Annotated in this window: 12 protein-coding genes; 1 reads left to right on the top strand and 11 read right to left on the bottom strand. The window is 39.2% G+C overall.

Annotated elements, in window-relative coordinates:
* Positions 1-49: 49 nt before the first annotated feature.
* The 11 genes from ACYVFA_RS21380 to ACYVFA_RS21430 form a co-directional block, all read right to left on the bottom strand.
* Positions 50-862: a cytochrome c family protein gene (locus ACYVFA_RS21380; protein WP_460473901.1), complete on the bottom strand. Its 813-nt coding sequence runs from the start codon at positions 860-862 to the stop codon at positions 50-52.
* Between the two features lie 31 nt (positions 863-893).
* The gene (locus ACYVFA_RS21385; RefSeq protein WP_460473902.1) at positions 894-1,073 is read right to left on the bottom strand and encodes a CcoQ/FixQ family Cbb3-type cytochrome c oxidase assembly chaperone; all 180 of its coding nucleotides are present in this window, start codon (positions 1,071-1,073) and stop codon (positions 894-896) included.
* A 33-nt stretch (positions 1,074-1,106) separates the two neighbouring features.
* Positions 1,107-3,248: a bifunctional cbb3-type cytochrome c oxidase subunit I/II gene (ccoN, locus tag ACYVFA_RS21390; protein ID WP_460473903.1), complete on the bottom strand. Its 2,142-nt coding sequence runs from the start codon at positions 3,246-3,248 to the stop codon at positions 1,107-1,109.
* A gap of 124 nt (positions 3,249-3,372) precedes the next feature.
* Positions 3,373-3,765: a hypothetical protein gene (locus tag ACYVFA_RS21395; protein WP_460473904.1), complete on the bottom strand. Its 393-nt coding sequence runs from the start codon at positions 3,763-3,765 to the stop codon at positions 3,373-3,375.
* A gap of 31 nt (positions 3,766-3,796) precedes the next feature.
* Positions 3,797-4,660 (bottom strand): universal stress protein, encoded by an 864-nt coding sequence (locus tag ACYVFA_RS21400; RefSeq protein ID WP_460473905.1) that lies wholly within the window; start codon positions 4,658-4,660, stop codon positions 3,797-3,799.
* A 161-nt stretch (positions 4,661-4,821) separates the two neighbouring features.
* A complete protein-coding gene (locus ACYVFA_RS21405; RefSeq protein ID WP_460473906.1) occupies positions 4,822-5,667 on the bottom strand; it encodes a hypothetical protein in 846 nt (281 codons plus the stop codon).
* Between the two features lie 62 nt (positions 5,668-5,729).
* On the bottom strand, positions 5,730-5,897 hold the full coding sequence (gene ccoS, locus ACYVFA_RS21410; protein WP_460473907.1) for a cbb3-type cytochrome oxidase assembly protein: 168 nt from the start codon (positions 5,895-5,897) through the stop codon (positions 5,730-5,732).
* 13 nt (positions 5,898-5,910) lie between these two features.
* Positions 5,911-8,316 carry a heavy metal translocating P-type ATPase gene (locus tag ACYVFA_RS21415; RefSeq protein WP_460473908.1) on the bottom strand — a complete coding sequence of 802 codons (2,406 nt, stop codon included), beginning with the start codon at positions 8,314-8,316 and terminating at the stop codon, positions 5,911-5,913.
* A gap of 19 nt (positions 8,317-8,335) precedes the next feature.
* Positions 8,336-9,082: an acyl-CoA desaturase gene (locus ACYVFA_RS21420; RefSeq protein WP_460473909.1), complete on the bottom strand. Its 747-nt coding sequence runs from the start codon at positions 9,080-9,082 to the stop codon at positions 8,336-8,338.
* Between the two features lie 243 nt (positions 9,083-9,325).
* Positions 9,326-9,676: a hypothetical protein gene (locus tag ACYVFA_RS21425; RefSeq protein WP_460473910.1), complete on the bottom strand. Its 351-nt coding sequence runs from the start codon at positions 9,674-9,676 to the stop codon at positions 9,326-9,328.
* A 19-nt stretch (positions 9,677-9,695) separates the two neighbouring features.
* Positions 9,696-10,514 carry a universal stress protein gene (locus tag ACYVFA_RS21430; protein WP_460473911.1) on the bottom strand — a complete coding sequence of 273 codons (819 nt, stop codon included), beginning with the start codon at positions 10,512-10,514 and terminating at the stop codon, positions 9,696-9,698.
* A 160-nt stretch (positions 10,515-10,674) separates the two neighbouring features.
* Between ACYVFA_RS21430 and ACYVFA_RS21435 the strand changes: the two genes are divergently transcribed.
* Positions 10,675-11,910, top strand: coding sequence for a PAS domain-containing sensor histidine kinase (locus ACYVFA_RS21435; RefSeq protein ID WP_460473912.1), 1,236 nt, complete (start codon positions 10,675-10,677; stop codon positions 11,908-11,910).
* Positions 11,911-11,929: the final 19 nt, after the last annotated feature.

Below are 11,929 nucleotides of genomic sequence, written 5' to 3' on the forward strand. Positions count from 1 at the left end.
CTTCCTGTCTCTATCTGATATACTCGTGTTAGCAGTCTACGAGATGGTTTTATAACTTTGCTACTGGTTTGGCGCTGGTTGAGTCAGCACTTGCCGTAGCTTTTTCTCCTTGTGGAGCTTTGGCATTGGCAGGGTTTGACCCCTGAATTGACAAGATATAATTACTTACACTCTGTATTTCGTTTGGTTTCAGCGTAGCCTGCCATGAAATCATCCCCTTTTCAGGTACTCCATATTTTACAGTTTTAAATATATCGTTGATACTTCCGCCATGTAACCAATATTCATCAGTCAGGTTAGGGCCTACTCCACCCTCTCCGGCTTGTCCGTGACAAGCCACACATTTGGCTGTAAAAATATCTTTTCCGCTACTGACAGTCTTGGTGTCTGTCACCAATAGTTTTACTGTTTTTTCATCAATGGTATTAGCCATTTTTGATTGATACAGTTCTACTTCTTTTTTAGCCTCATCCATCGATATCTGGTATTCCTCTATCTGTAAAGGTGTGACATTCCATATATGATAAATGCCCAGATAAACAATTGAAAAGACAATAGTTGCATAAAACATCTTCACCCACCAAGGTGGCAAGTGGTTGTCGAGCTCCTGAATGCCGTCATAGTTATGGTGTAACAGGATGGCTTCTTCTTTTTCGAGCGGAATGCTGGTTCCTGACTCCCTCTGCCACCATTTTTTAAAACTGAAGGGTTCAAATGTTTTTCCTTCTTTTTCGGCTATAATCCGGTGAATGACACTGTACATATTCACTACAATAAAGAGCAGTACAATTGCCGTCAGAATCAATATAATTAGTATCAGAAGTTGAATGAGTTCATCGCCTGATTTGATAAATGTTCCCATAAACAGATATTGTTTAAAATTTCTTGAAAGCTTAATTCAGACCTTGCGATTCTGCTCCATCCAATGGCAGATTTTCTATGTGTTGCAATTTCTTTTTATCGAATTTGAATACATACCAACCTAAGCCCAGAAAGAAGAAAAAGAAAACCAGTAGTGAGAAAATCGGGTAGATACTTACCCCGTCTATTTGCTCGAAATAATGTTTAAACATGGTCGTAAATTTTATTTGATTAGGTTTTGAGACCTACTTTGTTGTTTTAATATCAGTACCTAGTCTTTGCAGATAGGCAATCAATGCTATGATTTCCTTATCGCTACTGGTTTTGATTTTCGCATCAGCCAGACTTTTAGCAATTTCATTGGCTTGTTTTTCTGCTTCTGCTACGGCTATATCTTCATAGCCATCTGGGTATGGTACACCCAGGGTACGCATGGCTTTTATCTTGGCAGGCAATAATTCTTTATCATAATTATTCTCCAGAAGCCAAGGGTAAGGTGGCATAATTGAGCCTGGCGACATGGTAGTTGGGTCCATCATGTGGTTATAGTGCCAGCTATCAGGATATTTCTTGCCAACTCTGTGCAAATCTGGCCCGGTGCGTTTTGAACCCCATAAGAACGGATGGTCATACACAAACTCTCCGGCTTTTGAGTATTCGCCATAACGCTCGGTTTCTGACCTGAACGGGCGAACCATCTGCGAGTGGCACCCTACACAACCCTCTTTTATATAAATATCACGTCCGGTAAGTTCAAGAGGGGTGTAAGGTTTTACAGCATCGATTGTCGGTATATTAGAATCAATCAGCGCTGTCGGCACAAACTCTATCACACCACCAATAATTACAGCAATGAGGGCTAAACCAGTAAAGATGACAGGTTTACGTTCCAGAACTGAGTGCCAGTTGCCACCTGTTACTTTTACGTGTTTTTCAAGTGCAGGAGCTTCAGCATATTCAGCAGGCACAAACGTACCTTGACCAGCAGTTTTAAGCAGGTTATATATCATTACCAGTGTTCCTATCAGATACATGGTGCCCCCAACCGCTCTTAGCATGTACAATGGCACAATCTGCGTTACGGTCTCCAGGAAGTTCGGATAGGCCAGGAAACCATCTTGTGTAAACTCTTTCCACATCAGACTTTGAGTAAAACCAGCCCAGTACATTGGCAAAGCATAGAAAATAATCCCTAAAGTACCTAGCCAGAAGTGGGTGTTAGTCAAAGTTTTAGAGTACAATTTTGTCTGATACATACGTGGTATCAGATAATATAAGATACCAAATATCATGAAACCATTCCAACCTAAAGCTCCTACGTGTACGTGGGCGATTGTCCAGTCGGTAAAGTGAGAAATAGCATTTACGTTTTTCAAAGAAAGCATCGGCCCTTCAAAGGTTGCCATACCATAAGCCGTTACGGCTACCACAAAGAATTTAAGAACCGGATCTTCGCGTACTTTATCCCAGGCACCACGCAGGGTTAAAAGACCATTCAACATACCTCCCCAGGATGGAGCAATCAACATAATAGAGAACACCGTTCCTAAGCTTTGTGCCCAGTCTGGCAATGAGGTATATAACAAGTGGTGAGGACCAGCCCAGATATAGATAAATATCAAAGACCAGAAGTGAATGATTGATAACTTATAGGAGTATACGGGGCGATTGGCTGCTTTTGGCAAGAAGTAGTACATCAGACCCAGATAAGGCGTTGTCAGGAAGAAAGCCACTGCATTGTGTCCATACCACCATTGCACCAGGGCATCCTGAACACCTGCATAGAGCGAATAACTTTTTGTCCATGATACTGGTAATTCTAATGAGTTGACAATGTGCAGGAGCGCTACCGTTACTACTGTACCAATGTAAAACCAAACGGCAACATACATATGGCGTTCGCGACGTTTGATGATAGTACCGAACATATTAATTGCAAAAACAACCCATACTAAGGTGATTGCAATATCAATAGGCCATTCCAGTTCGGCATATTCTTTACTGGTGGTCATACCCAAAGGCAGAGTAATGGCCGCTGCCAGAATAATTAACTGCCAACCCCAGAAGTGAACCCACGATAGGGTTTTGTTAAACATCGGAGTTTTGAGCAACCTTGGCAAAGAGTAATAGATACCTGCAAACATGGCATTACCCACGAAAGCGAAAATAATGGCATTGGTGTGTAAAGGTCTTAAACGCCCGAAAGTTACATGAGGGTTCTCAAAATTGGCTCCGGGCCAGAAAAGTTGAACAGCCAGTGTTAAGCCAGCTAACATACCAACTAAACCAAAAATGACTGTTACGACCAGAAAGGCTTTTACGATTTTATTATCATATTCAAATCGTTCTAATGTCCCAACTGGTTCGGGCTGCGTAATAGACTGCATAGAAATTTGAGTTTTAAAAACTTTGATGGCGTAAAATTACTGCTAGCCGTATGCGTAAAACATGACCAGCATTTGATGGAAATATGACATTCGTCATAATTCTGGAGAGGAGTCGATGACACTTTTAGTCAATGCCTATCGTTTCAGAATTGGCAATAAATGCCCTGAACTTAGTCTTTACAGACCGATAATCCTGTTCAAAATAGTCCATTTCTTCTTTTAGGTACTGAAAATCAAGTTTTTGCTCTTTGTCCAGAATATTGTCTTGCAATACTCCCTGCGCCAGTCCGTTCTCAACACTGTTCAGTTCTACTTTTATCTGTTTGATTAATCGCTGAAAATGATGAAACTGATTGATAAACCAGCCCTGTTCAGTTTCTCTGGCTTTGTTTTCAAGCGTAGGTATTTCTTCCACAATGGTCAGGAAGAAATCGGTTTCCTGCTGCATTAATGCTAGCTCATTCCGCCATAATCTGTATTGAAAATGCGTATGGCTTAGTTGTGAATACTTATCCATTTCTTATAGTTTTAGAGTAATAAAAGGTCAATTAAAAAGTAACCAATTCATGTTCAGGCACTTCCGCATGGGCATCATCATAAATGCTCAATAATGGAATTGCAGGATTGAAAGCAAATTTGCGGGTCACAGAACGATTAAAGATCACATCAAAAAATGAATGATGACGAGTAAGCATCACCAGCATATCTGCCTCATGATTGCTCAGGTATTCAATAATACCTTCTTCGGCATTATCGGCACGCAATTGATAGTCTATTATGCCTACCCCTTTGAAATAATCATGGTATTCATATTTCAGCAGGCCATCCAGTTCAGTAGGAAATTGACTGTCTTTCAGCACTGTCAGTAAAGTGAGTGTTGCTGTTTGTTGAAGTAATAATTCTTTTAGCCCATCTAATTCACTGAATGAATGAATAGGTTTATAATCCACAGCCAGAACTATATTTCTGATGGGTTCAAATGTTGCTTTAACAGGAACAACGATGGTATTGGCAGCTACGTTTCTGATTACATCGGTAGCGGTACTTCCGAAAAGGATATCGTTGCCTTTGCCCGTGGCTCCTACAACTACAAAATCATACTCGTGGCTTTGCTGGAGAATCTGAATGGCGCTTGCCGGAGAACCAGAAACTAATTCTGCCTTGAATGTATGTATTCTCTCGATATCTAATTGTTTGGCAGCTTCAATATATTCTGCGATTTCTTTTTTTGCCTTATTATACATCTCATCAATCATCACATAGGCAAGTTCAGGTGCGCCTCCTCCCGGAAAAGTATCATAGGCATGCATCAAAGTAAATTCGCAAGGTGTATGATTAAACAGATTGAAAGCATAGGCAATGGCTTTGTCTGAAGCTTCAGAGAAATCGGTTGGAAGAAGTATCTTTTTCATGTTGTAGTGTCGTTTAATTTGATACTACAAAACTAAAACAGCCATCACCCGCATTTTATGAGCATATATACTTCATAATATGATATATATCAGAAAAAAGGACAGGCAATGCCTATCCTTTTTCTTCATACGAATCTAAATATTTCTACCATGAGTAGATACTAGTTCTTTAGTATATGTTGCTCTGTAAAGAGCGGGTTAGTCTCCTCACAGGCTTTATTTTTCAGTCTGTTGGCAAAGCAGGGTACAAGCAGGTTTTCTACTTCATCCATCCTGAATCGTATAGCTACCCCTTTCATATTATTTAAAATATCGTTATTCAGGTACACAACCAGATTATTGTTGTCTAAACCCATCTGACGTGTATAGACTTTCCAGTCTTTTACCAGTGTTAGCTTGAGTTTATTTACTTTCTTTTCGATAGCTGCAAAAAAAGCTGCCTGTGCCTTTTCGTCCTGACGGAGAATATCGCCCTCCTGCAAAAATTGTTTTCTTCTGAGGTCATATATTTCCCAGTCCTGATTTTCAAGGCAATAAGATTTTTCGTCTTTGCAATTACCCTCTTGCAGATAAAACCCCAATAGATCGTTCTGTAAGTGAGTTACTCTGGTTACTTTATAATAAAAATGATACGACTGAAAATCATAACATTCTTTGTCGCCCTCACAATTACCAAAGTAAGTCATACCCGACAGCCAGTCGTTCAGAAAATCCTGTGTTTGGGTATCTAACATACCTCCAAGCTGTGCGTGCGAAGTTTTCCAGGTACAGTCTAATTCCTCATCACGTTGTACCAGCAATACATTCTTTACGGCAATTGCTGCCCGGTTATTGCTAAATTTTTCGTTGGCAGGTATTTTCGAAAAATCAATTTGTGCATGGCAATTTCTGGCAAGCAAGAAAAGTATGACTAATACTGCTATACCAACAAATGCACTTGATTCAAGCACAAAAGTGATAGATTTCCGGATGTAAGAATAGATATTCCTATGCGGCTTTGGCTCCATAAAATTTGATTGATTAGATGCACAAAACTAAGGTGTATCATTTATCCAAAATCTATTCTAACTCATGATTCCTTATGACTTTCAGCAGGTTTTTCATCATCAAACAGAATCCTGACCGCCGGAGTATAAGTATCATCAAACTGACCGTCGTTGGTAGCCCAGAAGAAAGATGCCAGGAAGCCCCCTGCTACTACCAGTGCTGCAATTACTAAAAATATAATGACTGCCATAAAATGAATCTGTTTAAATCAATTTTTTAAGTCTGGCAAAAAGATAGGTCATGCCGACCGCAAATAATACGACCGATAGAGAACTTAAAGGCATAAAAATAGCTGCCATCACAGGTGATAATTTGCCGGATACAGCCCAGCCAATGCCAATAAAATTATATACTAGAGATAAAACGAAACTTGCTTTTACAATTCTGAGTGCTGTTTTACTAAAACCCAGAAAATCAGTCAATCGGTTGAATTTTGAGGCATCCAGAATTGCGTCACAAGCGGGAGAGAATGCCTGTACGTCTTCGCTCAAGGCTATACCCACATTACTCTGGCGTAACGCTCCGGCATCATTCAGGCCATCGCCTATCATCAATACATGATTTCCGGCCTGCTGTTCTGCTTTAATGAAATCGAGTTTATCTTGTGGTTTCTGATTAAACAACAATCTTGTTTGATCGAAATATGGGTTTAGATTTGCCTGCTCTTCATCATTATCACCAGATATTAAAGCCATTTTGAAATGAGATTTCAGTTGTTTCAAAACCTCTTTCCAGTTTTTCCGATAGTCTGATTTTATCGTAAAATACCCCCTGTATTCCTGATTGATTTCTACATATACCTGACTTGCCTGCGCATTGTTGGTTCTTATTCCTACAAATTCAGCGTTACCTAATCTGATGAAATTTTCATCGATTACCCCTTCAATCCCCATCCCTTTTATTTCATTGAAATAGCTGATATTTCCTTTACCCACACCTAAATATTTGTAAATCATTTTGCTTAAAGGGTGTACTGATTGTGCGGCTAATTGCCCGATCCAGCTTTTTTCTTGCTTGTTTAAAGTACCGTCTTCAAAATGCAGCTGCCCGTTTTTATTTTCGGTAAGTGTTCCGGTTTTGTCAAATACCACCTCATTTATTTCAGTCAATAGCTGAATCACCATCTGGTTTTTGACAAAAAACTTATTTCTCCCAAAAATACCCATGGTGGTATTCATCGTAAAAGGCATTGAAAGCGTAAGCGCACAAGGGCAAGCCACCATCAATACGGCAGTCACACTTTTCCAGACTAAATCCGGCTCATTAAAATACCAGTATGTGCCCGTAATCAATGCAATGACAAGCGCAGTATAGGTAAAATACTTACTAAAGGCATTGGCCAGATCTATGGTAGCCGTTTTCTTTTCTTTTTTAAAAGCATCGTTATTCCACAATTCAGTCAGGTAGCTTTGAGACACCTGTTTTTGTACGGTCAGATTCACTTTTTCACCAATCAGTCTCCCTCCGGCATAAATCAGATCTCCTTTTTCTTTCTTGATGGGTTCAGACTCTCCGGTTACGAAACTATAATCAATATAGGCCCTATCCGACAATAAAAGCGAATCAGCCGGAATCAATTCCTGATGATGGATGGCGATGATATCGCCTTTTTGTAGTTCTGATACATTTTTATAGCCACTTTTTACCTTTACAGCCAATGGGAAATAGGATTTATAATTACGCTCAAATGATAAATAATTATATGTGACCTGTTGCACCCACTTGCCAGTCAACAAGAAGAAAACCAATCCGGCTAGACTATCCCAATACCCCGCAGAATGATTCACAAAGGTTTCAAAACTACTTCTGACAAACAGTGCAGTAATACCCAAAGCAATCGGAATATCTACACTTAATACATTGGTTTTGCCTTTAAAGTTTTCTTTGATAGAAATAAGGGCCCCTTTCAGGTAATCAGAGGCCCCGAAAAAGAAGACAGGCAGCGATAGCAAAAAATTGAGATATAAGAAAAACCGCTGGTAAGTCGCATCTACCAGATTGTTGAGGTCTAGTTTGAAGTATTCAGGAAAACTCAACAGCATCACATTCCCCATACAAAAACCTACTACTCCAATCTGTAATATGAGTCGTCTTTGTACCTTGTTCTGTTTAGGGTGGTGCTCGGCGCTTTGCAGATTTATCAAAGGTTCATAGCCCAAAGTAGCCAATAATTCTACAATGGTTTGCAGGTTGACTTTCGTAGGGTCATAACTGAGTGATAATTCCTTTCTCAGAAAATTGAGCCTGGCCGTAAATATTCCGGTCTGAATTTTATTGAAGTTTTCAAGCAACCACACGCAAGAACTACAATGGATAGCCGGAATGAATAAAGTAACTTTATTGATACTTTCACTCTTAAAATCGAGCAATTGGGTTTGTATCTTCTCGTCGGCCAGATAATCAAATCTGCCGTTAAAATTGGCTGATTTCAGACTTATACCCGCGTGCTGATTCAGGTCATAATACGAGCATAAGTTGTTATCTTGCAGAATCTCATAAACAGTCTTACAGCCATGACAGCAAAAATGTTTGTCTTCCAGCACAATCGGGCTGTCTGCGCATTCGTCACCGCAATGGTAACAGGCTATTTTGGTTTCATTGAGTGTCATAGCTGTACTGTTTAAGCGCTTACATATAGTTCAAATCGTTATTCAATTTCAGCTTAATTACATGTAATTTATTAAGCAATAAAATAATTGGGTACGTAGGGTCAAACTCGTGCCATTTGATGCCGAAATTTGCCCTACCGCCCAATTTATGGTGGTTGTTGTGATAAGATTCTCCCATCATCAGAAAATCAAATGGAAGCAGGTTTTTGGCAGTATCGTTCACTTCAAAGTTCCGGTAGCCATATTTATGAGCAAACCAGTTGATAATAACCCCATGCACCGGGCCCATCAGGTAATGAATCGGTAACAGAAGATATTCCCAGGCGTTGGTAGCAAAATACATATAAAATAAAGTATACAATACCCCCCAGGCAATCCGCACTGTCCATTTATCACCTAGCCGCTCCATAAACATCCAGTTTGGTACACCTTTCTTAAATTTCGGTTCTATATTCGCTCTATCGTTTAATATATCGTTATAATAATCCTTGGTTTTCCACATCATATGAAACAGATTGTCAGAATAACTCGGCGAATGCGGGTCTTTCTCAGTATCGGCATAAGCATGATGCAAGCGGTGCATAATGCCATACGCCTTAGGGCTTAGAAAAGAAGAACCTTGTGTGATGAAGGTTATTACATAAAAAAACTTCTCCCAACCTTTCGACATCGTAAACATCTGGTGGGCTGCATAGCGATGCAGAAAGAAGGTTTGTGAGAATAAGGATAAATACCAGTGAGCCAGAAAAAAGATTAAAATTGCCATTAAAAATGTGGGTTATTTGAAAGTCCAAAATTACGTTTCAATCAACGTCGCGATTATGATTAAACACCACCAGGAAAACTGATATTTATCATATTTTGGAATAAGTGCATATAGTCGTAGGCAAAAGCATGATTTTAGGATAGAAAATGACTAGTCAGGCAAAAGTTTTCAGCAGAAGAAGCTATTTCTTTGGATTATGGCTAATAATAAAGTAAAAATATAGCATGAGTTAATCAAAAATACTCATGCTATTTCTCCAAAGATATTTCTGCCCATACGGTTCTGGCGTTCTAGTGTCCAGTTGTTAGTAAAAGACGTGTGTATCCACGAGTTACCTACTTTTCTGAAAACAGCTACCTGCAAACCTAATTCTTCCCAGAAAAAGGTTTCAATCTGCTCAATTGTCATACTCGGCGAAATGATAAATACCGAAGGATTCTTCATACTCGAAATTTCTTCCAGCGTATGAAAGCAATCTGTGCTCACCTCATTGCCCATGTGGTAAATCTCAATTCTCAGAAAAGGATATACCTCATTGAACGCCCTTGCAAATTGATGGACGGTCATTTCCTTATCAACAACAATTTTCATCATATTCAGTCCTGTTTTAAATTTATTTTATAGCCAACACGGGCACATCTGTATCAAATACTAATCTACGGGTATTGCCTTGCAGAAAAACTTTTTCAAAAAAAGTATGGTGTTTAGGAAAAGTAAACAGCAATTGTGCCTTTCTTTTCTTCACAAACTTGTTAATTCCATCAACCTGCTTGCCCTCAACTATAGTCTCAAACGTATGCGGAACATTCTTTAATAAGTCCCTAACTCTGACACTCGCCTCTTTCACTTCTTCACTATTGGCTTCTTCAGCAGTTTTAGCTACGTATACCACATCTACCGCTGCATCTAAATCTCTTAGCAGATAAATCCCCTTACTTAAAGCATTGGCATCGAGAGGCTTTTTCAAATCGATAGCCATTACTGCATTTTCAATCGCACTTTTTCTATACTTAGGAGGTAATACCAACATGGGTACTTGTAGCTTATCCAGCATTTCGGTGGCAATACTACCAAAATAACCCGCGCCAAGGGGCGCATCACCTACACTACTCATTACTATTAAATCAACTCCAAACTCTTCTATGGCCTCTTTTACCGTATCCATCACGAACCCATGTTTATTACACGTGATAATCTTAAGCGGTTGTTCAAGTCTGGCCTGGATCCTTTTCTTTAAATCACCCAGTTTTTTTGAAGTAATTCTTTTTACCTCTTCAATCGGATACCCATAGTTATCATCATAGGTATTCATAAACCTATATGAATGATACAATACCAATCGGGCGTCCTGTCTGATTGCAATTTGCGTGGCAATGTGGCTTGCTTTATTGGCTGCTTTTGAAAAGTCGGTGGCTAGTAAAATGGTTTTCATATATATAGTTTTTCAATGCAACAAAATTCAGTATTTTGTCAATCAATGAATATGATGGTTATCATAATAGAATATGATAAATTGTTTAATTTTGTCGGCGGTATTTTAGAAACCTGATTTTTGTCATATTTTTAAGTGCTAAAACTTATCTCCTTTGCTGATGAAAAAGAATACTGACATTCTGTCGAAAGTAGCGGAAATGGATATTTTACACCAATCGGAGGCGATTTTCCTTTTTGCAACAGAAGGAATTTTAATAGCTGATAAACAAGGAAAAATCGTTCGGGTGAACCCCAGTGGGGCAGCAATGTTTGGTTATGAACCGGAAGAACTGACTGATCTGATGATAGAAGACCTCATCCCTAATCGTTTCAGACCGGTACATACAGCCCACCGAATGAACTTTAACGAGCACCCTCATGCCCGATCAATGGGAAGTGGGATGGATTTATATGCCAAGCGAAAAGATGGCTCTGAGTTTCCTGTTGAAATCAGTCTGAGCCCTTATCAGAATAGTAAAGGAGCCTATGTAATTGCCTTTGTGATTGATATTTCTATCCGCAAAATTGCTGAAAACAAGCTTGTGAGTTATAAAAACGAACTGGAGATTGAGGTAGAAGAACGCACGCTGGTATTAAAAGAGGCCATTCAGAAACTGGAAAAAACCAAAGACGAGCTAGACAGAGCGCTGAAAAGAGAGCAAGAACTGAACCTGATGAAATCCAGGTTTATTACCATTGCCTCACATGAATTCCGCACACCATTGGCTACTGTACTTTCGTCGCTTTCATTGGTTGAAAAGTATGGAGATATGGATGAAAACGAAAAGCGTGACAAACATATCCATCGGATCAAATCATCGGTAAGAAACCTCACAGATATATTAAATGATTTCCTATCGCTTAACAAACTGGAAGAAGGAAAGGTAATAGTAGCTCCAGAAACTTTTGTGATAAATGAGTTGCTGGAAGAAATATGTCAGCAGATGCAGGGCATTAGTAAAAAAGGACAAAGAATTGTTTGTATTTACGAAACTACTGAAACTTCCTATGATGTGCGTCTCGATACAAAGCTTATCAAAAATATTGTTATCAACCTGATTTCTAATGCTATCAAATTTTCGCCTGAAAATTCTACTATTCAGGTAACAGGCAAGATATTGGGCAAGCAGGTTATTATCAGTATTAAAGACGAAGGTATAGGTATACCAGAGGCTGAAAAAAAACACGTCTTTGAAAGGTTTTACCGCATGAGTAATGCCGAAGCGATACAAGGCACAGGTTTAGGCTTAAGTATCGTAAATCAATATGTAATATTACTGAAAGGTAAAATTGAGTTCATAAGCGAGATAAACAAGGGCACTGAATTTATCATTACGCTGCCCCGATATTTATAAGTAAAGCACAACACAGATT

The sequence above is a fragment of the Emticicia fontis genome, assembly GCF_054779675.1.